General features: G+C 73.4%; 25 protein-coding genes. 13 read left to right on the top strand and 12 right to left on the bottom strand.

Features of this window, described 5'->3' with window-relative positions:
- The first annotated feature begins 11 nt into the window (after nucleotides 1–11).
- The 3 genes from ADK41_RS41475 to ADK41_RS37415 all read left to right on the top strand — a co-directional run bounded on the left by ADK41_RS41475 (nucleotide 12) and on the right by ADK41_RS37415 (nucleotide 2388).
- Nucleotides 12–152: an SCO1431 family membrane protein gene (locus tag ADK41_RS41475; RefSeq protein WP_106979546.1), complete on the top strand. Its 141-nt coding sequence runs from the start codon at nucleotides 12–14 to the stop codon at nucleotides 150–152.
- Nucleotides 153–246: 94 nt separating this feature from the next.
- Complete coding sequence (locus ADK41_RS37420) at nucleotides 247–903, top strand: TetR/AcrR family transcriptional regulator (RefSeq protein WP_030832683.1); 657 nt, start codon at nucleotides 247–249, stop codon at nucleotides 901–903.
- A gap of 312 nt (nucleotides 904–1215) precedes the next feature.
- Nucleotides 1216–2388 (top strand): acyl-CoA dehydrogenase family protein, encoded by a 1173-nt coding sequence (locus tag ADK41_RS37415; protein WP_030832679.1) that lies wholly within the window; start codon nucleotides 1216–1218, stop codon nucleotides 2386–2388.
- Between the two features lie 318 nt (nucleotides 2389–2706).
- On the opposite strand, the gene ADK41_RS37410 is transcribed toward ADK41_RS37415, so the two are convergent.
- The gene (locus tag ADK41_RS37410; RefSeq protein ID WP_030832676.1) at nucleotides 2707–3141 is read right to left on the bottom strand and encodes a hypothetical protein; all 435 of its coding nucleotides are present in this window, start codon (nucleotides 3139–3141) and stop codon (nucleotides 2707–2709) included.
- Between the two features lie 267 nt (nucleotides 3142–3408).
- Between ADK41_RS37410 and ADK41_RS37405 the strand changes: the two genes are divergently transcribed.
- The 4 genes from ADK41_RS37405 to fxsA all read left to right on the top strand — a co-directional run bounded on the left by ADK41_RS37405 (nucleotide 3409) and on the right by fxsA (nucleotide 7582).
- Entirely contained in the window at nucleotides 3409–3849 is a 441-nt protein-coding gene (locus tag ADK41_RS37405) for an Lrp/AsnC family transcriptional regulator (protein WP_030832673.1), read from the top strand.
- An 84-nt stretch (nucleotides 3850–3933) separates the two neighbouring features.
- Entirely contained in the window at nucleotides 3934–5538 is a 1605-nt protein-coding gene (locus ADK41_RS37400; protein ID WP_030832670.1) for an amidohydrolase, read from the top strand.
- Nucleotides 5539–6077: 539 nt separating this feature from the next.
- Nucleotides 6078–6929, top strand: a complete 852-nt coding sequence (locus tag ADK41_RS37395) for a polyprenol monophosphomannose synthase (protein WP_051843446.1) — start codon at nucleotides 6078–6080, stop codon at nucleotides 6927–6929.
- Between the two features lie 71 nt (nucleotides 6930–7000).
- Nucleotides 7001–7582 carry an FxsA family membrane protein gene (gene fxsA / locus ADK41_RS37390; RefSeq protein WP_030832664.1) on the top strand — a complete coding sequence of 194 codons (582 nt, stop codon included), beginning with the start codon at nucleotides 7001–7003 and terminating at the stop codon, nucleotides 7580–7582.
- A gap of 111 nt (nucleotides 7583–7693) precedes the next feature.
- Here the strand turns inward: fxsA and ADK41_RS37385 are convergent, their stop codons facing one another.
- The 4 genes from ADK41_RS37385 to ADK41_RS37370 form a co-directional block, all read right to left on the bottom strand.
- Entirely contained in the window at nucleotides 7694–8068 is a 375-nt protein-coding gene (locus ADK41_RS37385; RefSeq protein WP_003977404.1) for an RNA polymerase-binding protein RbpA, read from the bottom strand.
- Between the two features lie 277 nt (nucleotides 8069–8345).
- Nucleotides 8346–9692, bottom strand: a complete 1347-nt coding sequence (locus ADK41_RS37380; protein ID WP_030832660.1) for an MFS transporter — start codon at nucleotides 9690–9692, stop codon at nucleotides 8346–8348.
- Between the two features lie 50 nt (nucleotides 9693–9742).
- Nucleotides 9743–10510: a glycerophosphodiester phosphodiesterase gene (locus ADK41_RS37375; protein WP_030832657.1), complete on the bottom strand. Its 768-nt coding sequence runs from the start codon at nucleotides 10508–10510 to the stop codon at nucleotides 9743–9745.
- The gene (locus ADK41_RS37370) at nucleotides 10507–11241 is read right to left on the bottom strand and encodes a YczE/YyaS/YitT family protein (protein WP_380954704.1); all 735 of its coding nucleotides are present in this window, start codon (nucleotides 11239–11241) and stop codon (nucleotides 10507–10509) included. Before ADK41_RS37370 ends, ADK41_RS37375 begins: the two co-directional genes overlap by 4 nt.
- A gap of 30 nt (nucleotides 11242–11271) precedes the next feature.
- On the opposite strand from ADK41_RS37370, the gene ADK41_RS37365 reads away from it, so the two are divergent.
- Nucleotides 11272–12771, top strand: coding sequence for a PLP-dependent aminotransferase family protein (locus tag ADK41_RS37365; RefSeq protein WP_030832651.1), 1500 nt, complete (start codon nucleotides 11272–11274; stop codon nucleotides 12769–12771).
- A gap of 211 nt (nucleotides 12772–12982) precedes the next feature.
- Here ADK41_RS37365 and ADK41_RS37360 read toward each other — a convergent pair whose 3' ends face one another.
- Nucleotides 12983–14662 (bottom strand): membrane protein, encoded by a 1680-nt coding sequence (locus ADK41_RS37360; protein ID WP_030832648.1) that lies wholly within the window; start codon nucleotides 14660–14662, stop codon nucleotides 12983–12985.
- 51 nt (nucleotides 14663–14713) lie between these two features.
- Nucleotides 14714–14908 carry a hypothetical protein gene (locus ADK41_RS37355; RefSeq protein ID WP_030832645.1) on the bottom strand — a complete coding sequence of 65 codons (195 nt, stop codon included), beginning with the start codon at nucleotides 14906–14908 and terminating at the stop codon, nucleotides 14714–14716.
- A 262-nt stretch (nucleotides 14909–15170) separates the two neighbouring features.
- On the opposite strand from ADK41_RS37355, the gene ADK41_RS37350 reads away from it, so the two are divergent.
- Nucleotides 15171–15563 carry an ankyrin repeat domain-containing protein gene (locus ADK41_RS37350; RefSeq protein ID WP_030832643.1) on the top strand — a complete coding sequence of 131 codons (393 nt, stop codon included), beginning with the start codon at nucleotides 15171–15173 and terminating at the stop codon, nucleotides 15561–15563.
- Between the two features lie 300 nt (nucleotides 15564–15863).
- On the top strand, nucleotides 15864–17282 hold the full coding sequence (locus ADK41_RS37345) for a hypothetical protein (RefSeq protein WP_030832641.1): 1419 nt from the start codon (nucleotides 15864–15866) through the stop codon (nucleotides 17280–17282).
- A 279-nt stretch (nucleotides 17283–17561) separates the two neighbouring features.
- Here ADK41_RS37345 and ADK41_RS37340 read toward each other — a convergent pair whose 3' ends face one another.
- Genes ADK41_RS37340 through ADK41_RS37320 form a run of 5 tightly spaced genes read right to left on the bottom strand, consistent with a single transcriptional unit; the run spans nucleotide 17562 to nucleotide 22004 of the window.
- A complete protein-coding gene (locus ADK41_RS37340; RefSeq protein WP_030832639.1) occupies nucleotides 17562–18446 on the bottom strand; it encodes a biotin-dependent carboxyltransferase family protein in 885 nt (294 codons plus the stop codon).
- Nucleotides 18443–19072: a 5-oxoprolinase subunit B family protein gene (locus ADK41_RS37335; protein ID WP_030832637.1), complete on the bottom strand. Its 630-nt coding sequence runs from the start codon at nucleotides 19070–19072 to the stop codon at nucleotides 18443–18445. The genes ADK41_RS37340 and ADK41_RS37335 overlap by 4 nt, the downstream gene beginning before the upstream one ends.
- Entirely contained in the window at nucleotides 19069–19827 is a 759-nt protein-coding gene (locus tag ADK41_RS37330; protein ID WP_030832632.1) for a LamB/YcsF family protein, read from the bottom strand. Before ADK41_RS37330 ends, ADK41_RS37335 begins: the two co-directional genes overlap by 4 nt.
- Nucleotides 19828–19866: 39 nt before the next feature.
- A complete protein-coding gene (locus ADK41_RS37325) occupies nucleotides 19867–20688 on the bottom strand; it encodes a putative hydro-lyase (RefSeq protein WP_030832629.1) in 822 nt (273 codons plus the stop codon).
- Nucleotides 20685–22004 (bottom strand): MFS transporter, encoded by a 1320-nt coding sequence (locus ADK41_RS37320; RefSeq protein ID WP_030832625.1) that lies wholly within the window; start codon nucleotides 22002–22004, stop codon nucleotides 20685–20687. The genes ADK41_RS37325 and ADK41_RS37320 overlap by 4 nt, the downstream gene beginning before the upstream one ends.
- Nucleotides 22005–22135: 131 nt before the next feature.
- Here ADK41_RS37320 and ADK41_RS37315 point away from each other — a divergent pair, with 131 nt between their 5' ends.
- The 3 genes from ADK41_RS37315 to ADK41_RS37305 all read left to right on the top strand — a co-directional run bounded on the left by ADK41_RS37315 (nucleotide 22136) and on the right by ADK41_RS37305 (nucleotide 25379).
- Complete coding sequence (locus tag ADK41_RS37315; RefSeq protein WP_030832622.1) at nucleotides 22136–22852, top strand: GntR family transcriptional regulator; 717 nt, start codon at nucleotides 22136–22138, stop codon at nucleotides 22850–22852.
- A 69-nt stretch (nucleotides 22853–22921) separates the two neighbouring features.
- Nucleotides 22922–24448: a hypothetical protein gene (locus ADK41_RS37310; protein ID WP_030832618.1), complete on the top strand. Its 1527-nt coding sequence runs from the start codon at nucleotides 22922–22924 to the stop codon at nucleotides 24446–24448.
- 49 nt (nucleotides 24449–24497) lie between these two features.
- A complete protein-coding gene (locus ADK41_RS37305) occupies nucleotides 24498–25379 on the top strand; it encodes a hypothetical protein (RefSeq protein ID WP_030832616.1) in 882 nt (293 codons plus the stop codon).
- The last annotated feature ends 20 nt before the right edge of the window (nucleotides 25380–25399 follow it).

Here is a 25399-nt window from a genome sequence, read left to right as displayed (position 1 = left end):
AGTGAGAAGCCATGACCGCGAACGCAGCCACCGTCACCCGCGCCCGCACCGGCGGACCCCGGGAGGACGGCCCGAAGATCTTCGAACACGCCATGGGATGGACCCTCGTCGTGGTCCTCGCGATGTTCGTGACCCAACTGGGACTGCTGTAACCCGAGGTCACGGAAATGCGGTTCCGGACCTTCCGGACGACCTGACATACTGCGGCGGGACCTCCCACCGCCCGCAGGAAGACCTGGGTCGAAATTGAGCATCAGCCGGCAGTCCGCCGTGCGCCCCCCGGCGCGCGGTACCGAGCGTTCGTCCGCGCGCCGCGCCGAACTCATCGCCATCGGGCGGAAGTTGTTCGCCGACACGTCGTACGACGCGCTCTCGATGGACGACATCGCACGCCAGGCGCAGGTCGCCAAGGGGCTGATCTACTACTACTTCCACTCCAAGCGCGGCTACTACCTGGCGATCATCGAGGACTCGGTGGCCGGCCTGGTCTCCTTCGCCGCCGGTGGGGCCGGACTGCCGCCCGTGGAGCGGGTGCACCGCACCGTCGACAGCTATCTGCGGTACGCCGAGCACAACCAGGCCGCCTACCGCGCGATCGTCAGCGGCGGCGTCGGCTTCGACACCGAGGTGCACGCGGTCCGGGACGGGGTGCGCGAGGCCATCGTCGCGACCATCGCCGAGGGCGCCTACGGCCGTACGGACATCGCGCCGGTGGCGCGGATGGGGCTGCTGGCCTGGGTGTGCAGCGTGGAGGGCGCCGTGCTCGCCTGGATCGACCGCGGTGAACTGTCCCGCGAGACCATGGGCGAGCTGCTGGTGAAGACGCTCGGCGGGGCCATGCGGGCCGTCGAGGAGCTGGACCCCGCCTATCCGGCCCCGGCGCCCGCCCGCCGCGACGCCTGACGTTCACGTCTCGTCGCGCGCCTTCCCACCACCGGCCGCGGTATCCGGAGCGCGTCCGCCCGGACGGGCGCCACACGTCACTCTCCGCTGGACGCCGTATGCGGTGAGTGCGCGGAAACTTCTTGGAGTGAGCGGTCGTTAACTAGTGACTTGCTGCGGCCGATCGGGCATACTCGCAGCGCACAGCCGCTGGTCAGCAGCTTCCGAGACCCGGAAGTGCGAGCATCGGCCAGGCACCGGTACGACCCCGGCGGAGCCGCCCCCAACCCAAGGCGCGCGCCGATGTGCCCGAACAGGGAGGAGAGCGTCGCCATGCCCGACCGCGCCCCGCAGCCGGTGGACCGGCAACTGCCCACGGACGAGGCCCGGGACCTGATCTCGCTCGTCCGCGACATCGCGCAGCGCGAGGTCGCCCCGCGGGCGGCCGAGGAGGAGGACGCGGGACGCTTCCCGCGTGAACTGTTCACCCTGCTCTCCGGGTCCGGCCTGCTCGGCCTGCCCTACGACTCCGAGTACGGCGGCGGCGACCAGCCGTACGAGGTCTACCTCCAGGTCCTCGAAGAGCTCGCCGCGGCCCGCCTCACCGTCGGCCTCGGCGTCAGCGTGCACACCCTGGCCTCCTACGCGCTCGCCGCCTACGGCGCCAAGGAGCAGCAGGCCGAGCACCTGCCCGCGATGCTCGGCGGCGGCCTGCTCGGCGCCTACTGCCTCTCCGAGCCCGCCTCGGGCTCCGACGCGGCCTCCCTGCGCACCAAGGCGGTGCGCGACGGGGACGACTGGGTGATCGACGGCACCAAGGCGTGGATCACCCACGGCGGCATCGCCGACTTCTACACCGTCATGGCCCGTACCGGCGAGGAGGGACCGCGCGGCGTCACCGCGTTCCTGGTGCCCGGTGACGCCGCGGGGCTGAGCGCCGCGGTGCCGGAGAAGAAGATGGGGATGAAGGGCTCGCCGACCGCCCAGGTCCATCTCGACGGCGTCCGGGTCCCCGACGCGCGGCGGGTCGGCGAGGAGGGGCAGGGCTTCGCGATCGCCCTGTCGGCGCTGGACGGCGGACGGCTCGGCATCGCCGCCTGCGCGATCGGCCTGGCCCAGGCGGCGCTGGACGAGGCACTCGGCTACGCGGCCGAGCGGCGCCAGTTCGGCAAGCCGATCGCCGACTTCCAGGGACTGCGCTTCATGCTCGCCGACATGGCCACGCAGATCGAGGCGGGGCGCGCGCTGTACCTGGCGGCGGCCCGGCTGCGCGACGCGGGTCGGCCGTTCGCCAAGCAGGCCGCCATGGCCAAGCTGCACTGCACCGACACGGCGATGCGGGTCACCACCGACGCCGTGCAGATCCTCGGCGGCTACGGCTACACCGCGGACTTCCCCGCCGAGCGCTACATGCGCGAGGCCAAGGTCCTGCAGATCGTCGAAGGCACCAATCAGATCCAGCGCATGGTCATCGCCCGCCATCTCGTGGGCCCGGAGACCCGCTGAGCCGGTCGAGCCCTCGCCAGGGTGCGGCGAGCCGGGTCCACTCCGGGTCCTGTCGCCCGGGCGACAGGACCCGGACCCGCATGAGATCGCGGTGGATCGGCGGATCCGGGAGCCGGGACGGCGCGGGTGCGACCGCCTCGGCGGGCGGCGGCACGACGACCCGGCGTCGACACCCGGTCGTCGAGTACGTGGGGGTCGTCAGGCCTGGGTGACGCGGGAGCGACCGGGCCGGTCACCGGCCCCGGGAACAGGACGTGCGTTCACCGCCGCCCCGCGCGGACGGGGCGGTGGTGAACGCCGCCCCGTGCCGGTGTGTGCTCAGGCGGCGTGCCGTCGCATCACCGGGACCCGGATCGGACGCGAGCCGGGACCGCCGACGTGCGAGAAGGGCTGGGTGCGCCAGTCGAGTCCCTGCGGGAGCGTCAACAACAGGGCTGTGTCCTGCTCCTGGGGAGTGACGGACTCGTCGGCCGGCCGTGCCTCGGCGGCCGGGCGGCCGGTGCCGGCGCAGACCGTGAGCCCGAACGGGTTCCACGGCGAGGCGCACAGCGCGTGCTCCGGCAGGACGTCCTCGTCCGCGAGCAGGGCGATGGGCTGCGCGCAGTCCGGGCAGACGACCCGGTACATCTCGAAGGTGTCGTAGGCGTCGAGTTCCTCGTCCGGGGCGTCGGATTCGACGTACTCCGGGTCGAGCTCGACGACCTGCTGCTGCCGCTTGGACGTGGTACGACCAAGGCGCTTAAGACTCTGCATTGGGTTCTCCCCCTCGGGCTGGGCCGTGAAGGCACTGCGGCCTCGACCACAGCAAGCACTTCCCGTCCCTCCTCAGGGGTAATCACGGGGACATCACGGAGACCGCTCGAAAGGTGTGGCGTTCGTCACATACCGCATGCGGATGCCCCGTGCGAGGGCTTTGTCCCCCCGGGCCGCGCGCCGCGGCTCCCGGCACATCACGAACCGGGCATGCCCTGGACGGCTCAGGTATCCGGGGAGATCGAGCGCACTGTAGGTTCTTGCGCCATGGAGGAGCTGGACCGACAGATCGTGCAGCTGCTCGTCGAGGACGGGCGGATGAGCTACACAGACCTGGGCAAGGCCACGGGCCTGTCCACGTCGGCCGTGCACCAGCGGGTGCGCCGGCTGGAACAGCGTGGCGTCATCCGCGGCTATGCCGCGGTCGTCGACCCGGAGGCCGTCGGCCTGCCCATGACCGCCTTCATCTCGGTCAAACCCTTCGACCCCAGCGCCCCCGACGACATCGCGGACCGTCTCGCCGGCGTTCCCGAGATCGAGGCCTGCCACAGCGTCGCGGGCGACGAGAACTACATCCTCAAGGTGCGCGTGTCCACACCGCACGAACTGGAGGAACTGCTCGCCCGCGTGCGCTCGCTGGCGGGCGTCTCCACCCGTACGACGGTGGTCCTCTCCACCCCGTACGAAGCCCGCCCGCCGCGCGTCTGAACGCCGCGCCCGTCCCGGCGGCCCGGCCGCGGTGGGACGGCCCTGCGTGCGGAGCGGCCCGCGTGACGCGGGAGACTGTGGGGCATGAGTGAACGCACCGCCCCGACCCGCACCGTCCTGCTTCGCCGTGGAGAGGTCCACAGTCCCGCCGACCCGTTCGCGACCGCGATGGTCGTCGAGCACGGCCAGGTCGCCTGGGTCGGCTCCGAGGGCGCCGCCGACGCCTTCGCGGACGGGGTCGACGAGGTGATCGACCTCGACGGTGCGCTGGTCACCCCCGCGTTCACCGACGCGCACGTCCACACCACGGCCACCGGCCTCGCCCTCACCGGCCTCGACCTGTCCACCGCCCCCTCGCTCGGGACCGCGCTGGCCCGCGTGCGGGAGTTCGCCGCCGCCCGCCCGGACGACCGGGTGCTCCTCGGCCACGGCTGGGACGCCGCCCGCTGGCCCGGCGGGCGCCCCCCGACCCGCGCCGAGCTCGACGAGGCCACCGGCGGCCGTCCCCTTTACCTCAGCAGGATCGACGTCCACTCCGCGGTCGTCACCACGGCGCTCCTCGACCTCGTTGCGGACACGGTCGCCCGTGAGGACCGCCCGCTCACCGGGGACGCCCATCACGCCGTCCGCGCCGCAGCCCTGGCCGCCGTCACCCCGGCCCAGCGCACCGAGGCCCAGCGCGCCGCCCTCGCCCACGCCGCCTCCCTCGGCATCGGCACGGTCCACGAGTGCGGGGGCCCGGAGATCTCCTCCGAGGACGACTTCACCGGACTGCTGCGGCTCGCCGCCGAGGAGAGCGGACCGCGCGTCGTCGGCTACTGGGCCGAACGGGACGTCGCCAAGGCGAAGGAGCTGGGTGCGATCGGCGCCGCGGGCGACCTGTTCGTCGACGGCGCCCTCGGCTCGCACACCGCGTGCCTGCACGAGCCGTACGCCGACGCGGGCCACACCGGCACCGCGCACCTGGACGCGGTCGCCGTCGCGGCCCATGTCGTCGCCTGCACCGAGGCCGGTCTCCAGGCCGGCTTCCACGCCATCGGCGACGCCGCGGTGCGCACCGTCGTCGACGGCGTGCGGGCCGCCGCCGACACACTCGGCCTCGCCCGCGTCCGCGCCGCCCGGCACCGCGTCGAGCACGCCGAGATGCTCACCCCCGAGACCGTCGCCGCCTTCGCCGAACTCGCTCTGACCGCCTCCGTCCAGCCCGCCTTCGACGCCCTGTGGGGCGGCGAGGACGGCATGTACGCGCGGCGCCTGGGACCGGAGCGGGCCCGCTCCCTGAACCCCTTCGCGGCGCTGCTGCGGGCCGGCGTTCCGCTCGCCTTCGGCTCCGACAGCCCGGTGACCCCCCTCGACCCCTGGGGAACGGTCCGGGCCGCCGCCTTCCACCGCACACCGGAGCACCGCGTCTCCGTGCGCGCCGCGTTCACCGCGCACACGCGCGGCGGCTGGCGTGCGGTCGGACGCGACGACGCGGGCGTCCTGCTGCCCGGCGCGCCCGCCGACTACGCCCTCTGGCGCACCGGTGAACTCGTCGTCCAGGCGCCCGACGACCGGGTGGCGCGCTGGTCCACCGATCCCCGTTCCGGCACCCCCGGCCTGCCCGACCTCGCCCCCGGCCGTGACCTGCCGGTCTGCCTGCGGACCGTGGTCGGCGGGCGCACGGTGTTCGTACGGCCGGGAGAGTGATCTACGAGGGCGGCACGGTGACGATCATGCGTCGTGCCCTCCTCCCACGACCTGCGCGTCCTCGCCGCCGACCTGGCATGTGAACCACATTACGCAGGTCAAACGACTGTTGACAGGCGGCGGCGGGGGGCCGGTAGGTTCGGCCGGGTCCACCACCGGACGCCCGACCGGGGAACGCCCGGCCACTCGGGTCGGCGCCGCTGGGTCAGGGACGGTGTGCCGTACCGGGGCACCGTCACTGGGAGCCAGGCTCAGCGGCGGCGCGGTACCGAGGGACGTTCCAGCCGGCCGGGGGTGCGACCCCCGGGTGGGGCCCGGGCGCTCAGTAGACAACGGCTTCAGGTCGATCCGCAGCCGGCGGGTCCCGGGCCGGCCCGAAGGGCGCCGGGCCCCATCCGCTGCCCCTCTTCCGCACGCCCAAAAAGTGTGTTCCTACCCGATCTTCGGTAAACGACACCACCATATGAACGTTCCGTCACGTCGACGCAGGCCGTGCCCACTATGGTGGGATCCTGCGCACAGGACATGAAGGGGCAGCAGTGAACGACGGCGACGGGACCCTCGCGGCAGGATCCCAGGGGAGGAACTTCGGCCCGCTCGGCACGGCTTTGGTGATCATCCCGACCTACAACGAGGCGGAGAACATCAGGGCGATCGTCGGCCGGGTGCGCGAGGCCGTTCCCGAGGCGCACGTTCTCGTGGCCGACGACAACAGTCCCGACGGCACGGGCGAGCTCGCCGACGAACTGGCCGCCGGGGACGACCACGTCCAGGTGCTGCACCGCAAGGGCAAGGAGGGTCTGGGCGCGGCCTATCTCGCGGGCTTCCGCTGGGGGATGGAGCACGGCTACGGCGTACTGATCGAGATGGACGCCGACGGCTCCCACCAGCCCGAGGAACTGCCCCGTCTGCTGACCGCCCTCAAGGGCGCCGACCTGGTGCTCGGTTCGCGCTGGGTGCCCGGCGGCCGGGTGGTGAACTGGCCGAAGTCCCGTGAGTTCATCTCGCGCGGAGGCAGCCTCTACTCGCGCATGGCGCTCGACCTGCCGCTGCGTGACATCACCGGCGGCTTCCGCGCCTTCCGCCGGGAGACGCTGGAGGGCCTCGGCCTCGAGGAAGTGGCCTCCCAGGGGTACTGCTTCCAGGTCGACCTGGCCCGCCGGGCGGTGAAGGCCGGCTATCACGTCGTCGAGGTTCCCATCACCTTCGTCGAGCGTGAACTCGGCGACTCCAAGATGAGCCGCGACATCCTCGTCGAGGCGCTGTGGCGGGTCACGGCGTGGGGCGTGGGGGAGCGGGTCGGCAAGGTCCTCGGGCGCGGCGACGACAAGCAGCAGGCCGAGCGGGACGTCAAGCGGCTCGAGCCGGACGTCGAGCGGTCCGAGCGGTAGGCGTACGCTCGCCCGTCCCCACGGCGATCCCGCTTATCCCGTGCTGAGCCGGTCCCAGGCACACTGGAGGCATGACGACTGGCGCTCAGACCCCGTATCCCGCCCGGCCCCGGCGCTCCCGGCTGCGCACCTTCCTGCCGCTGGGCGTCGCCGCATGGCTCGTGCTGGAGATCTGGCTGCTCACCATGGTCGCCGGTGCGTCGAACGGGCTGGTGGTCTTCCTGGTCCTGGTGGCCGGCCTCGTCCTCGGTTCGGTCGTCATCAAGCGGGCCGGCCGGCGGGCCTTCAAGAACCTGACCGAGACGCTGCAACAGCAGCAGGGCGGGGTGCTGTCCGAAGCCCGGCCGAACAGCGAGGGCAACGGCCTGACGATGCTGGGCGGCCTGCTGCTGATCATCCCCGGCGTGATCTCGGACGCGGTGGGACTGCTCCTGCTGGTGCCGCCGGTGCAGAAGGCCGTGAGCCGTTACGCCGAGCGCGCCTTCGACCGCAAGCTCCGTGAAGCCGCGGGAGGCTCCCTCGGGGACGCCTTCCAACAGGCCCGTATCCACCGGCCCGACGGCAAGGTCGTCCAGGGCGAGGTCATCCGGGACGAGTCCGGGAGCCCTTCGGAGCGCACCTCGCGGGGACCGCGCCCGCCGCTCTCCCGCTGAGGGCGGCCGGAGTGCCCCCAGCAGACAGGACCGCGGGCGCCGTACATGATGTACGGCGCCCGCGGTCCTGTACCGCTGCGCGTGTGGTGCTCCGCCAGGCCCCCGGAGGGATCAAGCCGACTTTCGGCTGTCCCTGGGGTGGACCGCGATGTTCATCGCACCGGAGCGCAGAACGGCGAGACGCTCCTCGAGGACCTCTTCGAGCTCCTCTCGGGTGCGCCGCTCCATCAGCATGTCCCAATGCGTACGCGCGGGCTTGGCCTTCTTCTCCTCGGGGCCGTCGCCGTCCACCAGGAGTGCCTGGGCACCGCAGACCTTGCACTCCCACTCCGGCGGGATCTCCGCCTCGACCGAGAAGGGCATCTCGAAGCGGTGCCCCTTCTCGCATGCGTACTCCACGGCCTGGCGCGGGGCCAGGTCGATGCCGCGGTCCGTCTCGTAGCTGGTCACCACGAGGCGCGTGCCGCGAAGAGCTCGCTCACTCATGAATCGTGCCTCCCGGGCTTGTCGCCCACAGGACAGGTGTCGCTGTCGTCGTCATCCGGTCAACGTCCGGGCGGCGGTAAAGATTCCCGTCCGGAGCCCCGATCCGGGTCATGCGTCGCCGTCGTAGCCGCAGCCTTGTCAACCAGTGCAGTACCCCCCGACGTCCGGTTTGTCACACCCATAAGGAGATATGACTCAGCGTTCGGCATCTTTGACGCGCAGTAACGGTACGCCTGGCAGGCCAAACGCGTACACTACAGCCCTTTCGCGCCCAACGCTAAATCCGTTCGGGAACCGGGTTGCCCGCTTCGGTGATCGCCCGCCGCACCGGAACCCGCGCGAGCAGCACGAAGCCCAGGACGAAGAAGCCCACCAGGGAGATGATCGCGTCCCGGTAGCTGCCCGTCAGCTGGTAGGTGAGGCCGAACAGCAGCGGTCCGAGCCAACTCGTCCCGCGGTCGCTCACCTCGTACGCCGAGAAGTACTCGGCCTCCTTGCCGGGGGGTACGAGATGGGAGAAGAGCGAGCGGGACAGCGCCTGGGTGCCACCGAGGACCAGGCCGATACCGGCCGCCAGGACGAAGAACCACGCGGGGGCGCCGGCGGGCAGGAAGTACCCGGCGGCCAGCGTCAGGGTCCAGGCGACCAGGGAGCCGAGGATCGCGCGCTTCGCGCCGTACCGCCGGGCCAGCCTGCCCAGTGCCAGTGCGCCCGCCACCGCCAGCACCTGGACCAGCAGCACGGCCACGATGAGCGTCGACTGTCCGAGCCCCAGTTCCCGCGAGCCGTACACCGAGGCCTGGGTGATCACCGTCTGGATGCCGTCGTTGTAGACCAGGTACGCCAGCAGGAACGCCAGCGTCAGCGGGTGCCGGCGCATGTCGCGGACGGTGGCCGCCAACTGCCGGAAGCCCGGCAGGGCCGCCTCCCGCGCGGGAGCGCGGCGGTCGCGCAGCCGGCGCAGCGGCACCAGCGCGAAGGCGCCCCACCACAGACCGGCCGACGCCAGGCAGATGCGCACCGCCATGCCCTCGGAGACGCCGAAGTCGTCGTGGCCGGTGTAGAGGACGAGGTTCGCGACGAGGACCAGGGAGCCGGCCGCGTATCCGAAGGCCCACCCGCGCGAGGAGACCGCGTCGCGTTCCTCGGGCGGGGCGATCTGCGGGAGGTAGGAGTTGTAGAGCATCATCGCGACCGACTGCGCCGCGTTCGCCACCACCAGCAGCACGCCGCCGAGCAGATAGCGCTCGCCGCCCAGGAAGAACATGCCCGCGGTGGCCGCGGCGCCGGTGTAGGCGGCGGCCGCGAGCAGCGGCTTCTTGCGTCCGGTGCGGTCGGCGGCGGCGCCCACCAGCGGCATCACCAGCACGGCCAGGATCACCGACAGGGAGACCGAGTAGGCGAAGAAGGATCCCGCGCGCACCGGTACGCCCAGCGGGTGGACGAACCCGTCCGCGTCCGCCGCCGCCTCGGCGACCGACGTCAGGTAGGGGCCGAGGAACACGGTGAGCACGCTCGTGGAGTACACGGAGCACGCCCAGTCGTAGAAGTACCAGCCGCGCTGCTCGCGCCGCCGGCCGGCGGCCTCGTCCGGCGCCGGTGGCCGCACGGTGTCGGTGCCCACCCGTGCCCTCGCTTCCCCGTGAACGCGCGGAGGCGGCCGGGCGCGGGGGTTCAGACCCAGATGCCCCGGTCCTCCATGACCTTGCGCAGTGTGCCGATGTGATCGGTCATGATGCCATCCACTCCGAGGTCCAGGAGCCGGTGCATCCGCTCGGCCTCGTTGACCGTCCACACGTGCACCTGCATGCCGTGCGCGTGGGCGGCCCGTACGAACCGGTGGTCGACGACCTGGATGCCCGACTGCTGTTCGGGGACCTGGGCGGCGACGGCCGACCGGCGCACCGCGGCCGGCAGTCCCCAGGACCGCAGCCGCAGGTTCAACACGCCCCGGGTGCCGTGGGAGGTGGCCAGCCGCGGACCGGCCAGCCGCTGGGCGTGCACCACACGGGCCTCGGAGAACGAGCCGAGGCAGATCCGGTCCCAGGAGTCGGTGCGCCCGAGCAGGTCCAGGAACGGCAGGAGGGCCGGTTCGGCCTTCACGTCCACGTTCCAGCGCACCTCGGGGAAGGTCTCCAGGAGTTCCTCGAGCAGGGGGATCGGTTCCCCGCCCGCCACGCGCGCCTGCGCCACGTCCCGCCACGGCAGGTCGGCGATCCGGCCCGCGCCGTCCGTCACCCGGTCGAGCGTCGCGTCGTGGAAGGCGACGAGCCGGCCGTCGCGCGTGGCGTGGACGTCGGTCTCGATGTACCGGTAGCCCGCCTCGACGGCGCGCCGGAACTGCCGGACGGTGTTCTCCAGGCCGTCCGCCGCCCCGCCCCGGTGGGCGAAGGCGATCGGACCGGGATGGTCGAGGTAGGGGTGGCGTATCCGCGGGGTCACCGACGCAGTATCGCGCGCCGTGGTGGACCGGCGGCGACGACCGTGCTGCCGCCGGATGCCGGGGGGACGGCGAAGACGCGCAGGAACAGCTGGGCGAGCGGACCGATCGTCACCGCGTACAGCAAGGTGCCGACGCCCACCGTGCCGCCGAGGACGAAGCCGGTGACGACGACCGTGATCTCGATGGCCGTGCGGACCAGACGGACCGACACCCCGGTCCTCCGGTGCAGCCCCGTCATCAGCCCGTCGCGCGGGCCCGGGCCGAAGCGCGCCGCGATGTACAGCCCGGTCGCCGCGCCGTTGAGCACGATGCCCGCCGCCATCAGCGGTACGCGTACGGCCACGGCGTGCGCGTCGGGCACCACGGCCAGGGTCGCGTCCATCGCCGCGCCGATCACCAGCACGTTGGAGACGGTGCCCAGTCCCGGCCGCTGGCGCAGCGGGATCCACAGCAGCAGCACCGCCGCGCCCACGAGGGTCAGCACCACGCCCATCGACAGCCCCGTCCGCTCGGACAGGCCCTGGTGCAGCACGTTCCACGGTTCGAGACCGAGCCCCGACCGCACCAGCAGCGCCGAGCTCGCGCCGTACAGCGCCAGACCCGCGTACAGCTGGATCAGTCGCCGTGCGAGATGCCCGTGCCGGGACGAGTACCTGGCCAAAACATGCCCCCTGTGGTGGAAGTGGACCGACGCATGACACCCTGTGGCTTGGTGGAGGATGTCATCCATGGCCAATCCGGGAAAGGTGGACTGATTGTCATGGCGAAGTGGACCTCGGCGGTGGGGGCGGCGCAGCTCGCCCGGCTGCTCAACTCCCAGCAGGACCGTCCGGCCGGTCCCGGGACCCGCCGCCCGCCCGCCTACCGCGCGCTCGCCGACGGCGTCCGCCTGCTGGTGCTGGAGGGGCGCGTGCCGGTGGCCGCGCGACTGCCCGCCGAGCGGGAGCTGGCCCTCGCCCTCTCCGTCAGCCGTACCACCGTCGCCGCCGCCTACGAGGCGCTGCGCACCGAGGGGTTCCTGGAGTCACGGCGCGGCGCGGGCAGCTGGACCGCGGTCCCGGCGGGCAACCCGGTGCCCGCGCGGGGACTGGAACCGCTGCCGCCCGAGGCCCTCGGCTCGATGATCGACCTCGGCTGCGCCGCACTGCCCGCGCCCGAGCCCTGGCTCACCCGGGCCGTCCAGGGCGCGCTGGAGGAACTTCCGCCGTACGCGCACACCCACGGCGACTATCCCGCCGGGCTGCCCGCGCTGCGCTCGATGATCGCGGACCGCTACACCGCGCGGGGCATCCCGACCATGCCCGAGCAGATCATGGTGACGACCGGCGCCATGGGCGCCATCGACGCCATCTGCCACCTCTTCGGGGGGCGCGGCGAGCGCATCGCCGTCGAGTCGCCGTCCTACGCCAACATCCTCCAGCTGATGCGGGAGGCCGGCGCCCGGCTCGTCCCCGTCGCCATGGCCGAAGGGCTGACCGGCTGGGACCTGGACCGCTGGCGCCAGGTGCTGCGCGATGCGGCGCCCCGTATCGCGTACGTCGTCGCCGACTTCCACAACCCGACCGGCGCGCTCGCCGACGAGGAGCAGCGACGCCGGCTGGTGGACGCGGCGCGTTCCGCGGGCACGGTGCTGGTGGCCGACGAGACGATGAGCGAGCTGTGGCTCGACGCGGACGTGGAGATGCCGCGCCCGGTGTGCGCCTTCGACCCGGCCGGATCCACGGTGATCACGGTCGGCTCGGCGAGCAAGGCCTTCTGGGCCGGGATGCGCATCGGCTGGGTGCGCGCGGCACCCGACGTCATCCGCAGCCTCGTCGCCGCACGCGCGTACGCCGACCTGGGCACGCCCGTGCTGGAACAGCTGGCCGTGAACTGGCTGTTCGGCGCCGGCGGCTGGGAACGGGCGGTGGAGGTACGGCGTGCCCAGGCCCGGCAGAACCGGGACGAGCTGGTGACCGCGGTGCGGCGGGAGCTGCCCGACTGGGAGTTCGAGGTGCCGCGTGGCGGCCTCACGCTGTGGGTGCGCACCGGCGGCCTCTCCGGCTCCCGGCTCGCCGAGGCGGGCGAACGGGTCGGCGTACGCGTACCGTCCGGCCCCCGTTTCGGAGTCGACGGGGCGTTCGAGGGCTACGTGCGGCTGCCCTTCACGGTGGGCGGCGCCGTCGCCGAGGAGGCGGCGGCACGCCTCGCGGCGGCGGCCCGCATCGTCGAAACGGGCGGCACGTCCGGCACGGAGACCCCCCGCACGTTCGTGGCCTAGTCGGGGAGAGGAGTGCGACCGCGGAGGGCTGACGCGGCCGGATGCGCGTCCAGGCCGCACCGGTGCCGCTCCCACCGCGGGCAGTCGTGCCTCCCCAGCGCATCAGGGCTCCGGGAGGTGCCCTCCCGGGCGCGATGGGGGAGGGCGGGCGCGGTGGCACGCGCCACAGCGCGCCGCTCCAGCGGCGGGGCCTGTGGGCACCGGCGGTCGGCTACGCGGTGGGCTCCGCCACCGCTGCCTCGGCGCTGACGGCTTCGGAGGGCGCCTTTGCCGGCCCCTCGGCGCCGGCCGCCACCTTCTCCGCCGTCACCTTGTCGAGGCGCACGGCCTCCGCCACACCGGCCCGCAGCCGTTCCGGCTCCTCGTCCGCAGGCGTCGTCCGGGGCGGCAGCAGATCGAGCACCGCCTCCCGTTCCGCCTCGCTGGTCGCGTCGTCGTACGGGTCCGGCGTCGCCGGAACCTGGAGACGGTGGACCGGTCCCGAGCCCAGCCGGGCGTAGCCGCGCCCCGGCGGGACCTGGTCGAGCGGTGTGGTGTGCGGCGGCGCCCCCAGTACGGCCCTCAGCTGCTCCGCCGTCGCGGGCCCGAGGACGACGCGCGCGCGTGTGTGCTGCCGTACCGGATCGCTGAGGCCCTCCAGGCCGTCGAGCTGCTCGGCGACGACCACGGTGACGTTCGCCGGGCGGCCGTGCCGCAGCGGGACCTGGAGCAGCGACTGGGGATCCTCGCGGCCGTCCGCGGCGGCCAGGTGCGTGAACGTGCTCGGCCGGTCCAGCAGCAGCCACAGGGGACGCCTGGTGTCCTCGGGCGGCGGGCCGCCCGCCTGATGCGCGCGGTTGGCCGCGATCAGCCGGCGCTCCGTCTCGTGCGCGGCCCACTCCAGGCTCGTCAGCGCCCCGGTCAGCCCGCACTCCACGGCGAGCACGCCGTCCCGGCCGGTCAGGCAGGCGTATTCGCCGGTGCCGCCCCCGTCGACGATCACCACGTCGCCGTGGTGGAGGGCCTGCAGGGCGATGGAGCGCAGCAGCGTCGAGGTGCCGCTGCCCGGCTGTCCGGCCGCGAGCAGATGGGGCTCGGTGGAGCGGATGCCGGTGCGCCAGACGACGGGCGGGACGTCGCGCCGCTCCTCGCCGTGGCCGCCACGGGTGAGCGGCAGCGTCCGCTGCACCCCGGTGGGGTCGGTGAAGCCGAGCACCGTCTCGCCGGGGGCCGTGACGAAGGGCTGGGCGGCGATGTCGGTGGGCAGGGGCGCGAGGACGCGGACCGTGAGCTGGTTGGCCTCCTCGTCCCACGCGAAGTGGTATTCGCGGCCGCGCCCCGACTTCGCGCCGAGCAGGTGCTCGATCCGCGCCCTCGACTCCGGCTCGCCGTCGGTGAAGTAGGCGGGGTAGCCGATCTCCAGGTGCGTGATCCGGCCGGTGGGGTCGAACTCGTACGCGGAGAAGACCTTTCCCCAGTCGCCGCCGTGGGCGTAGAGCGGTTCGGGGTCCTCGGCGGCGGAGAAGTACGGCACCAGGGCCTCGTAGAGCGACTTGAGGCGCTGGACCTGTGACGTGTCGGGCCCGGCGGGTGCCGACGGGGCGCGGTCCCGGCCCTGCCAGGCCGCCGCCGCCATCAGGGTGACGACGGCGAGCAGCGGGCCGTACGGCGCGAGCGCCACGGCCAGCAGGACCGAGGCCACCAGGAAGAGCAGCGCGCCGCGCCGGTCCTTGGGCGTCTCCGCCCACCTGCGCCGCCCGGCCGAAGCCAGCCGGCGCAGACCGCGCGCGATGGTGATCAGCGGGTGGAGGATGTCCGTGGCGCTGTCGGCCGCCGTTCTGGCCAGCTCCCGGCTTCGGGCGAGCTGTGCGCCGCCGTTGCTCAGGATGTGGGGGAGAGGGCGCCGGGCCACTGCTGTCTCCAGAGGGTGCGTACGGACGGGCGGTGCGTGGTGTCGGGCGGATCAGAATTTGAATCCGCCCAGGAGGCCGGCCAGGCTCTCGCCGCCCGCCTTGATGCTGGGTGCGATGGCCGTGCTGGCCAGATAGAAGCCGAAGAGCATCGCCACCAGGGCGTGCGACGCCTTCAGTCCGTCCTTGCGGAAGAAGATGAAGACGACGACGCCGAGCAGCACCACGCATGAGATAGAGATGATCATGTGAGTTCTCCTGGTTCGCGGGGACAGTCACCATGAGTGCGTCCAGACTCACAGAATGTATCTATACGATAAAAGGTGCAACTGGGTCGATTCTCCGCGTTTAACCCGGATGGATCTGCCGTGATCATTGCCTCGGGCGCGACGGCTCATGTGCCCGGCGAGCCAGTACCCTGGCGATTCACCCGTACGGCTCTGCACCGCTCGCAGACGTACGTCCTGTCCCCGATGCGTGAAGCGCGTGCAGTTGAGAGGCGGTCCGGCGATGACTGAAGCCCCCGACCCCGAGGTCGTGGAGCTGGCGACCAAGATCTTCGACCTGGCCCGGCGGGGCCGGACCGAGGAGCTCGTGGCCTACGTCGACGCGGGCGTGCCGGCCGACCTCACCAACGACCGGGGCGACTCCCTCGTGATGCTCGCCGCGTACCACGGTCACGCCGCGGCGGTGCGCGCGCTGCTGGAGCGCGGCGCCGACGCCGACCGCGTCAACGACCGGGGCCAGACACCACTCGCGGGAGCGGTCTTCAAGGGGGAGGCCGAGGTGATCCGGGCCCTCCTGAAGGGTGGCGCGGACCCGACCGCGGGCACCCCCTCGGCCGTCGACACGGCCCGGATGTTCGCCCGCACGGAACTGCTCGAGCTGTTCGGCGAGCGCTGAGCGACACGCTCTGACCAGCGACGACACGGAAAACGGGGGAGGCGGTACAGGGCCGCCGAAATTTCGGTCGCGGTAGATGTGACCGCCGGGTCATCATGACGACGTGATTCACGGACGCGATGGCTGGGCAGGTGTTGCCGCACCGCGCGGGCCGTGATGCGGTCCGCATGGGCCACCGACGAGAGGCAGAGAGAGATGGTCTACAGCAAGCAGGAAACGGCGGGCGCCCCGACGTGTTGTCACGCGGCCAGGTAACGCACGTCCCCGGTTGCGTCGACGCTTGATGTGAGGCTGTTTCCCATGTTCGATCCGGTCATAGCGCCCAGCGGTACGCTGCTCGGCCTGCTCCAGCGGGGCCGCGGCGACGGCACGCTGCACGCGCTCACCGCCCCGCGGCCCGAAGCGCTCGCGGCGCTGAACCACTGTGTGCTGCACGACCCGCGCCACGACTGGCAGGTGGAGAACCGCTCCCTCTACTACGCCCGCCTCTACCTCGATCTGCACGGCGAACTGGACGCGGTCGAGGCCCATCTCTTCGACCCCGAGGACGTTCTCGACACCGACGAGTCCCGTACCGGACTCGCCCTCGCGGTCCTCGGACACCTCGCCTCCTACGGCAGGCGGGACGCCCTCGACCTGTTGCGCAGGTACGCCGCCCACGGCGCCAACTGGGCCTGGGCCCTGGACGAGCTCGCCCTCCGGGACGACGACGCGGGCCTGCGCGCCCTGGCCGCCCCGGTCCTCGCGCGGTTCGCCACCGACGCCGAGGGCGCGGCGGAGCTCGCCGCCACCGTCCGTGACGCCTTCGAACCACGGCCCTGGCGCTTGTGGGCCGACGACCCCCGCGAGTCCGTCGCCACGCGCGTGCGCGCCGCCCAGGAGGCCGGCTCCTTCGACCGCTGGCAGCGGCAGATGCGCCCCACCGGGCCCCGTCCCGGCTGGAGCGTGCGGGCGGTGTTCGAGTGGGCCCAGCAAGGCGTCGAGCGCGGCGCCGCGCTCCATGTCCCGGCCGCCCGCTGTCTCGCCGCCGTGGCGGGCCCCGAGGACCGGCCCGAGATCGTCCGGGCCGCCCAGGACGGCGCCGAGGGAGCCCGGTGCGCCGCCCTGCGCTACCTCGCCGACAGCGACGATCCCGACGCCCTCGGCCTGATCGAGGGCGCCGTGGCCACCGGCTCGACGGCCGTCGTGGAGGCCGCCGTCGACGCATTCGAACGCATGCGCAGTCTGGCCGCCGTCGACCGGGCGCGCGGCTGGGCCCGCCGGCCCGACCCGCTCGGCGCCGCCGCCGGCCGGGTCCTCGCCTGCCGGGGCGGGCTCCAGGACCGTGACCCGGTCCTCGCGGCGCTGCGGGAGGCGGTACGGGGCGAAGGCCCCGACGCACCCACCCTGTGGACCCTCGTCGACGGCGCCGGACGCCTCGGCATCGCCTGCGCCGCCCCCGTGCTCCGCCACATCTACCGCGAGACCGCCTCGTCCCACCTGCGGGGCCGCGCCGCCCGCGCTCTCGCGGCGACCGACCCCTCCTACGGCACCGGGTTCGCCGTCGAGTGCCTGTGGGACTGCGAGGAGTCCACCCGCGAGATCGCCGCCCGGCACGCCGAGACCGGGGACACCCGGGTCGTCGAGCGTCTGCGCCGGCTCGCCGCCGACCCGGCCGAGGAGGCCGAGGTGCAGACCGCCGTGCGCAGCCGGATCGGCCCCGAGGAGCCCGCCGTGTGACCCTCTTCCCCGCGGGCGGTGCGAACCGCGGACGGCCCGCGGGGCAGGTGTGCGTGGACGCCGCCCGACCCGCGCGGGTGAGGGAGGCGGCGCTCACGACGCTTCCCCCGCAGGGAGAGGTCCACGCCGGCGTGGCCGCGTCCGCCCACCCGCGGGGGGAGGGCCACGGGGCGTCGACGCCCCACGCCGCCGCCCGCGTACCGGCCCCGCTCACCCGCTCGGCGGGCGCCGCGAGCCGACGCCGCTCACCGGCGCGTCCTCGGCCCCACGGCCCGGGCGTCATCCGCCGGACAGGCGCCGACGGCGCACGGCGACGAAGCGGACCGGCGTTCCGGGGCGTGCCTGCGCGGCGGCCGGGAGGTCGACGGGGTGGACGACCGCGATCACCGGGTAGCCCCCGGTGGTCGGATGGTCGGCCAGGAACACCACCGGCGTGCCGTCGGGCGGCACCTGGACCGCGCCCAGCACCATGCCCTCGCTGGGGAGTTCGTCCCGCCGGGCCCGCTCCAGGGCCGGCCCGGTGGTGCGCAGTCCGATGCGGTTGCTCGCCGGCGACACGTGGTACGCGCGGGACGTGAGGAGCCGTACGGCGTCCGGGGTGAACCAGTCGTCGCGCGGACCCGGCGTCACCCGCAGCACGAGCTCCTCCGGGGGCGCCGGCTGCGGGGCCACGTCCACGCGCGCGCGGCCCTCCCGCGGAGGGCCGAGGGGGAGCACGGCGCCGTCCGTGAGGGGGGCCGGGCCGAGACCGGAGAGCAGGTCCGTGGAACGACTGCCGAGCACCGGCTCGACGGCGATCCCCCCGGAGACGGCCACATAGGCGCGTACGCCGCGGACCGCCGCGCCGACGTCCAGTACGGATCCGGCGCGCACGCGTACCGGCGCGCCCCAGGCGGCCGGCCGGCCGTCCACGGTGACCGGGCAGGGCGCCCCGGTGACCGCCACGGTGACCGTCGAACGGGGCCGCAGGGAGCAGCCGTCGAGGGTCGTCTCCAGGACGGCCGCGTCCGGCGGGTTGCCGGCCAGCCGGTTGGCGAGCGCCGCCGCGGGCCCGTCCAGCGCCCCGGAGCGGGGCACACCGAGGTGGGCGTGTCCCGGGCGCCCCCGGTCCTGCACGGTGGTGAGGGCTCCCGCGCGTACGACGGCGAGCGCACGGTCCGTCATCCGGCGGGCCCCGTCGCGGCCACCGGGACGAAGCGCACACGCGTGCCGGGGGAGAGCAGCGCCGCGGGCACGCGCGCGTGGTCCCACAGCACGAGGTCGGTCGTACCGATCAGCTGCCAGCCGCCCGGCGAGGACCGCGGGTACACACCGGTGTAGGGACCCGCCAGCGCCACCGAGCCGGCCGGGACAGCGGTGCGCGGAGTGGTCCGGCGGGGCACGTCGTAGCGCGCGGGCAGACCGGTGAGGTAGCCGAAGCCGGGCGCGAACCCGCAGAAGGCGACGCGGAACTCGGTGTCCGCGTGCACCCGGGCGGCCTCCCGCACGCAGATGCCCCAGTGCGCGGCGACGTCCGCGAGGTCCGGACCGTCGTAGCGCACCGGGATCTCGACCGTCTCCCGCGCCTGCGGGGGCGCGGGCGGCAGCGCGAGGGAGGCCAGCTCGGCGGCCGGCCGGGACGGATCGGACAGGCCGTCGAGCAGCACCGTGCGCGCCGCCGGGACGATCTCGCGGACCGGCAACGAGCCCTCCGCGCGGCGCCGCAGCAGCTCCGCGTGGAGCGCCTGGGCCTCCTCGCCCGAGGAGACCTCGAGGAGCAGGGCGTCCTCGCCGACGGGCAGCACCCTCATACGAAGGCCTCCACCCGGACCCCGGACGCCTCCAGTGCGTCACGCACCCGTCGCGCCAGGTCCACCGCGCCGGGCGTGTCACCGTGCAGGCACAGGGAACGCGCCCGTACCTCGATGCGCCGTCCCGAGCGCGCGTCGACCTCCCCGTGGCGGGCCAGGTCCACCGAGCGGGCCACCACCGACTGCGGGTCGGTGATTACGGCGCCCTCCTGACGGCGTGGCACCAGCGTGCCCCCGTCGGTGTACGCCCGGTCGGCGAACGCCTCCGTGACCACCGGCAGACCCGCCTTCCCGGCCAGTTCCAGCAGCCGGGAGCCGGGCAGGCCGAGCACGGGCAGCGTGGCGTCCGCCAGGAGCACCCCGTCGACGACCGCGCCGGCCTGCTCCTCGTCGCGCACCACCCGGTTGTACAGGGCCCCGTGCGGTTTGACGTACGCCACGCGGGAGCCCGCCGCGCGGGCGAACACCTCCAGGGCGCCGATCTGGTAGGCGACCTCGGCCGCCAGTTCGGCGGGCGGCACGTCCATCGCACGCCGCCCGAACCCGGCCAGGTCCCGGTAGGAGACCTGGGCGCCGATCCGCACCCCGCGCCCGGCCGCGAGCTCGCACACCCGGCGCATGGTGGACGCGTCCCCGGCGTGGAAACCGCACGCCACGTTGGCGCTGGTCACCACGGACAGCAGCCGCTCGTCGTCGGTGAGCCGCCAGCGGCCGAACCCCTCGCCGAGGTCGGCGTTCAGATCGATCGACGTCATGGGTCCTTCGTTTCTCCTGCCTCGTGCCGCACAGGTCGGTCAGGCCACGCGGAACTGCTCGTCGCGGGCGTCGCTGAGGAACATCTGTCCCGGTGCGTGGGTGATGGCGAACGGCGGACGGGAGGCCGTGACCGCGGCCTGCGGGGTCACCCCGCAGGCCCAGAACACCGGGATGTCGTCCGGCTCGAGGTCCACCGGGTCGCCGAAGTCCGGGCGGCCGAGGTCGTCGACGCCCAGTCCGGAGGGGTCGCCGCAGTGCACGGGCCCGCCGTGCACCGCCGGCAGCAGACTGCTCTCCCGGATCGCCGCGGAGAGGTGCTCCGGCGGCACCGGCCGCATGGACACCACCATCGGCCCGCGCAGCCGTCCCGCCGGACGGCACTGCCAACTCGTCACGTACATCGGAACGTTGCGGCCCTGCTCGACGTGCCGGACCGGAACGCCCGCCGCCGTCAGCGCCCACTCGAACGTGAAGCTGCAGCCGATCAGGAACGACACCAGATCACCGCGCCAGTGCGCCCGCACGTCCGTCGGCTCGTCCACCAGCTCGCCGTGCTCCCACACGCGGTAGCGCGGCAGATCGGTGCGCAGGTCCGCGTCCGCGGCGAGGACGGTGGTCGTGGACCCGGCGTCGGTGACGTCCAGGACCGGACAGGGCTTGGGGTTGCGCTGGCAGAACAGCAGCATGTCGTACGCCCAGTCGGCGGGCACCGAGATCAGATTGGCCTGCGTGCGCCCCGCGGCCACACCGGCCGTGGGACCCGCCAGGCCCTCCCGGAAGCGGGCGCGCGCCGCACGAGGGCTCCACGCGTGCGCGCGCTCGTCGGCCAGCGCCACGGGGCGGTCGTCGGTGTGGGTCACTCCAGTTCCTTCCCGCGCGTCTCCGGCAGCCCCAGCAGCGCCAGCGCCGCGATGCCGTAGCCGATCGCGCCGAAGACCAGCGCCCCGCCCACGCCCCAGCCGTCGGCGAGGAAGCCGACCGTCGTGGGGAAGACGGCGCCCACGGCGCGTCCGGCGTTGTACGTGAAACCCTGTCCCGTACCGCGCACCGCCGTCGGGTACAGCTCGCTCAGGTAGGAGCCGAAGCCGCTGAAGATCGCCGACATGCAGAATCCGAGCGGGAAACCGAGCACGAGGACCGCGGTGTCGGCACCGCTCGGGATGTTCGTGTACGCCAGGACGCAGATCGCGGACAGCAGCGCGAACAACCAGATGTTGCGCCGGCGGCCCAGCCGGTCGGTGAGGTGGCCGCCGGTCAGATAGCCGGCGAAGGCACCCGAGATCAGGAACGTCAGATAGCCGCCGGTGCCGACGACCGACAGGTCGCGCTCCGTCTTCAGATAGGTCGGCACCCAGGTGGCGAGGGTGTAGTAGCCGCCCTGGACGCCGGTGGAGAGCAGCACGGCGAAGAGCGTGGTGCGCAGCAGGCCCGGCGACCCCGGCCGGCCCCTCCGGAAGATCGCCGTGAAGGATCCCCTCCGCGCGCTCTTCTCCCGCGCGGCCGCCGCCTCGGGCGCGTCCCGCACACTGCGCCGCACCCACACCACGAGCAGCGCCGGCAGCGCACCGGTCCAGAACATCACGCGCCAGGCCAGGTCGTCGTCGGCCAGCGAGAAGATCATCGTGTACACGATCACGGCCAGCGCCCAGCCCACGGCCCAGGAACTCTGGACCGCGCCGAGGGTGCGGCCCCGGTGCCGGGCGCTCGCGTACTCGGCGACCAGGATCGCGCCGACCGCCCACTCACCGCCGAAGCCGAGGCCCTGCAGCGCGCGGAACACCAGCAGCGTCTCGTAGGTGGGCGCGAAGCCGCAGGCCACGGTGAACACCGCGTACGTGATCACGGTCAGCAGCAGCGCCCTGACCCGGCCGACGCGGTCCGCCAGTACGCCGGCGAGGGCGCCGCCGACCGCGGAGACCACCAGGGTGACGGTCGTGAGCAGGCCGGTCTGGCCGCTGTTCAGACCGAAGTACGCCGACAGCGCGACCATCGTCAGCGGCAGCGTGAAGTAGTCGTACGCGTCCAGGGCATAGCCGCCGAACGCGCCGCCGAAGGCGCGGCGGCCGCGTGGTCCCAGTGCGTGCAGCCAGCCGAACGCCCCTTCGGCAGGGGCGTGTTCGGCCGGATCGGGGCGTGGGGAGCAGGTCAGGGACCGCGGTGGAGGGGGCGTGCTCATGGGCACCTCGCAGGAGAGGACGGAGGGTGCGGGAAGGGGTGAGCCGTGCCTGCCCAGCAAGGTAGAGGATCGTTGAACGATCCTTCAATACCCGTGTTGTCCCGTCCTTCCGTGTGCGATTGAATTCCGGCATGGGAGAGCAACTGAGCGGACTGGCCGACGACCGCGCCCTGTTGGGCCGGACCAGCACCGCCGAGCGGGTCGCGGACATCCTCAGGAGCCGCATCGCCGAGGGCTACTTCCCGCCCGGGACGCGGCTGTCGGAGGACGGCATCGGCGGCGCGCTCGGCGTCTCCCGCAACACGCTGCGCGAGGCGTTCCGGCTGCTCACGCACGAACGGCTGCTCGTCCACGAGCTGAACCGGGGTGTGTTCGTCCGGGTGCTGACCGTCGAGGACGTCGAGGACATCTACCGCACCCGCCGGCTCGTCGAGTGCGCCGTCGTGCGCGGGCTCGGTGACCCGCCCTACGCGCTCGACGCGCTCGCCGGGGTGGTGGAACAGGGGCGTACGGCGGCGCGTGAAGGTGACTGGAAAGGCGTGGGCACGGCCAATATCCACTTCCACCGGGAACTGGTGGCGCTCGCCGCCAGCGAGCGCACGGACGAGCTGATGCGCGGCGTCTTCGCCGAACTGCGGCTCGCCTTCCACATCGTGGACGAGCCGCAGCGGCTGCACGAACCGTACATCGCCCGGAATGCCGGAATCCTTCAGGCCTTGCGGGAGGGGGACCGCGACAAGGCCGAGGTGCTGCTGGCGGACTACCTCGAGGTCTCGCTGGAACGGGTCGTCGAGGTGTACCGGCGGCGCGTCGGCGAGGACGGACAGGACGGCCGGCCGACGGTGTGACGACCGTCGCGCCGGGACGCAACCCGGTCGTTTGGGCTGTTGTCAGACCGAGGACCTAGTCTGTGCACCGTGACTTCGCCTGCATCGACGGACAGCGTTCCGCCCCAGCTCAGCGCGGGGCCGCGGCCCGCGCCGGGCCCGGCCGCCGACGAAGGGCTGGCGCGGCGGCTGCGCGCGCTCGCGTGCACCGCGCCGCTGCACGACCTCGACGCGCGCAAGGCCAACCTCGCCGGCGAGTACTCGGTGTACGGCATGGCGGAGATCGCCCTCGCGGGCATCGACCTCGTCACCCTGAACATGGACTTCGACACGGGCGCGGACCACGACCAGATCATCACCCGGCTCGTCCCGCGCATCGCCGCCCAGGCCCCGCACCGCCCCGCCGCCGAGCACGAGCGGGTGGCCCGCTGGGTCCTGGAGAACCTGATCAACGTCGGCAGCGTCGACCGCGGCTTCCGCGCGGTGTACGGCGTGTTCGGGGCGGACGGCACCTATGTGCGCCGTGACTACGACTTCAAGCTGATCGAGGAGGTCCCCGGCCCCGGCGGCACGGTGTACCTGCGGACCACCGACGAGGCGGTCAACGTCCTGGTCGGCGCCCTGGACACCGATGTCACCAGCGCGCAGATCGCCGCCGAGGTCAAGCTGGAGGTGCTGATCAGCCGCGGCCGGCTCGCCGACGCCCAGCTCGCCGCCGAGCAGGCCCGCTACCGGACCGTGCAGTACTCCGAGACCCTGCGCCGGGCCCTGGACGCCACCCGCCGCAACGTCCGCGCGGTGGACTGGCTGAGCGCCGTGCCCGACATGATCGCCGAGGCCCTCGACCACGTGGCGGACCGCTACCGCCACGAGAACGCGATCCTCACCAACATCCGCAAGGCCCGCGACGAGTCCGAGGACCTCGAGCACAAGCGCCGGGCGGCCGAGCTGGTGGACATCGTCAAGGACTGCATCCGGCGCCACACCCAGCTGCAGTCCCGGCTGCTGGAGGCCGGCCCGCTGTTCCGCGCCGAACAGGACCGGCAGGCCTTCGCCACCCCCACGTCGGCCTCGGGCACCGACCTCTACGGCCACCTCCTCGCGCCCCTGCTGCCGCTGCCCGTGGAGCGGGCGGCCCGGGTCACCGACGCCTTCTTCGCCCACGGCACCGGCCTGCGCACCCCGGTCTCCGTCCGGGTCGCCGATCTCGTCGAGATCCTGCTGACACCACCCGTGGAACGGGAACACCTCGGCGCCGAGATGCCCGAGCCCGACCTGATCGCCACGCCCGACGACAGCCGCTTCAGCGAGGAGCAGCTGGCGGCTGCCACGGAGCTGCTGGACCTGCCGGCCGACGCACCGCGCCGGCTGTCCGGACTGCTCGCCGACGCCCGCCGCCGGGACCCCGAACTGCCCTACCTGGTCGCCCTGCTGGCCATCCACGCCGCGAGCCCTCCGGTCGGCACCGCCTACCGCCAGGGTGAGCGGAAGCTGCTGTTCGCCGTGGACGACGGAACCGACCTCGACGATCCCGAGTTCGGCGGCGCCGACCTCATCGTCGGCACGGCCCTGCTGGACGCGGCGGGGATGGCCGCGGACCGGTCGGAGGCGGCATGACGGAGGAAGCAGTCCGTACCGAGGTGTCCCAGAGCAAGGAGTCCCGACCGTGACCGAGCACGTCGAGTGGAGCGAGCCGGAGGCCGCGGCCGCACCGGCGAGCGCCGCCGTCACCCCCGCCGACGCCGCCGACGCCGCGCGGCTCGTCGCCTTCGGCCTCCAGCCCAAGCTCCAGCCCGCCCGTGACCAGGAGTACGCCGACCTGCTGCGCCGCTACCGCGAGGACCCCCCGTTCGCACGGCTCGCCGACGCCGTGGCCACCGGCCTCGGACTGATCGTGCTGGAGGTGTCCCCGCGCGCCGGCATGGCCGTCACCGCCGCCGAGGACTCCGTCTTCGCCGTCCGCATGGGCGACTACGCGCGCCGCACCTCCGCGGACGGCGGCGACCGGTTCCTGCACGGACTCGCCCACCTCGCCGTCGCCGCCATGGCCTTCCCCCGCCCCGAGGACCTCGCCGACGACGGCTACATCGGGCGCGTCACGGTCAACGGCGTCGACGCCTTCGTCCGCCAGGCCTGCCACCGGCTGGAGGAGCGGGCCGCGGAGCAGGGCGAGAACACCGACCCGGCCAGTGACGCCCCCGGTCTGGAGGCCGCCTGGCGGATCTGGGCCAGACGCAGCTCGACCGGCGCCACCAAGGACGCACGCCGGCTCGCGGGATCGACCACCGGCATCGTCGCCAAGGCCGTCGGTTTCCTCACCGAATCCGGCTTCCTGCAGCGCACCGGCGACGACAACGGCGGCACGTACCGCACCACCGCCCGCTACCAGCTCCAGGTCCGCGACATGGCGGGCGCCGCCGCCATGGCCGAACTGCTGGAACTGGGCGTCGTCCCGGTCACCGACGGCACGCCCACCCTGCTGCCGCCCGAGGACGGCGACGACCTGGAACTGGTCGCCGACGCCGGCCTGCCGTTCCACTCCGCCTGACCCCCGTCTCACGAAGCCTC

It is taken from the genome of Streptomyces caelestis (assembly GCF_001279005.1).
GTDB classification, from domain to species: domain Bacteria; phylum Actinomycetota; class Actinomycetes; order Streptomycetales; family Streptomycetaceae; genus Streptomyces; species Streptomyces heliomycini.
Note: the sequence above shows the minus strand (reverse complement) of the source record. Positions and strands in the feature narration are given on the sequence as shown.

Bases quoted from the DNA above. Each gene is read 5' to 3' on its own strand.
- ADK41_RS41475 (WP_106979546.1), top strand. From the start codon at position 12: ATGACCGCGAACGCAGCCACCGTCACCCGCGCCCGCACCGGCGGACCC.
- ADK41_RS37415 (WP_030832679.1), top strand. From the start codon at position 1,216: ATGCCCGACCGCGCCCCGCAGCCGGTGGACCGGCAACTGCCCACGGAC.
- ADK41_RS37410 (WP_030832676.1), bottom strand. From the start codon at position 3,141: ATGCAGAGTCTTAAGCGCCTTGGTCGTACCACGTCCAAGCGGCAGCAG.
- ADK41_RS37405 (WP_030832673.1), top strand. From the start codon at position 3,409: ATGGAGGAGCTGGACCGACAGATCGTGCAGCTGCTCGTCGAGGACGGG.
- ADK41_RS37400 (WP_030832670.1), top strand. From the start codon at position 3,934: ATGAGTGAACGCACCGCCCCGACCCGCACCGTCCTGCTTCGCCGTGGA.
- fxsA (WP_030832664.1), top strand. From the start codon at position 7,001: ATGACGACTGGCGCTCAGACCCCGTATCCCGCCCGGCCCCGGCGCTCC.
- ADK41_RS37385 (WP_003977404.1), bottom strand. From the start codon at position 8,068: ATGAGTGAGCGAGCTCTTCGCGGCACGCGCCTCGTGGTGACCAGCTAC.
- ADK41_RS37370 (WP_380954704.1), bottom strand. From the start codon at position 11,241: ATGGATGACATCCTCCACCAAGCCACAGGGTGTCATGCGTCGGTCCAC.
- ADK41_RS37365 (WP_030832651.1), top strand. From the start codon at position 11,272: ATGGCGAAGTGGACCTCGGCGGTGGGGGCGGCGCAGCTCGCCCGGCTG.
- ADK41_RS37355 (WP_030832645.1), bottom strand. From the start codon at position 14,908: ATGATCATCTCTATCTCATGCGTGGTGCTGCTCGGCGTCGTCGTCTTC.
- ADK41_RS37350 (WP_030832643.1), top strand. From the start codon at position 15,171: ATGACTGAAGCCCCCGACCCCGAGGTCGTGGAGCTGGCGACCAAGATC.
- ADK41_RS37345 (WP_030832641.1), top strand. From the start codon at position 15,864: ATGTTCGATCCGGTCATAGCGCCCAGCGGTACGCTGCTCGGCCTGCTC.
- ADK41_RS37340 (WP_030832639.1), bottom strand. From the start codon at position 18,446: ATGACGGACCGTGCGCTCGCCGTCGTACGCGCGGGAGCCCTCACCACC.
- ADK41_RS37335 (WP_030832637.1), bottom strand. From the start codon at position 19,072: ATGAGGGTGCTGCCCGTCGGCGAGGACGCCCTGCTCCTCGAGGTCTCC.
- ADK41_RS37330 (WP_030832632.1), bottom strand. From the start codon at position 19,827: ATGACGTCGATCGATCTGAACGCCGACCTCGGCGAGGGGTTCGGCCGC.
- ADK41_RS37320 (WP_030832625.1), bottom strand. From the start codon at position 22,004: ATGAGCACGCCCCCTCCACCGCGGTCCCTGACCTGCTCCCCACGCCCC.
- ADK41_RS37315 (WP_030832622.1), top strand. From the start codon at position 22,136: ATGGGAGAGCAACTGAGCGGACTGGCCGACGACCGCGCCCTGTTGGGC.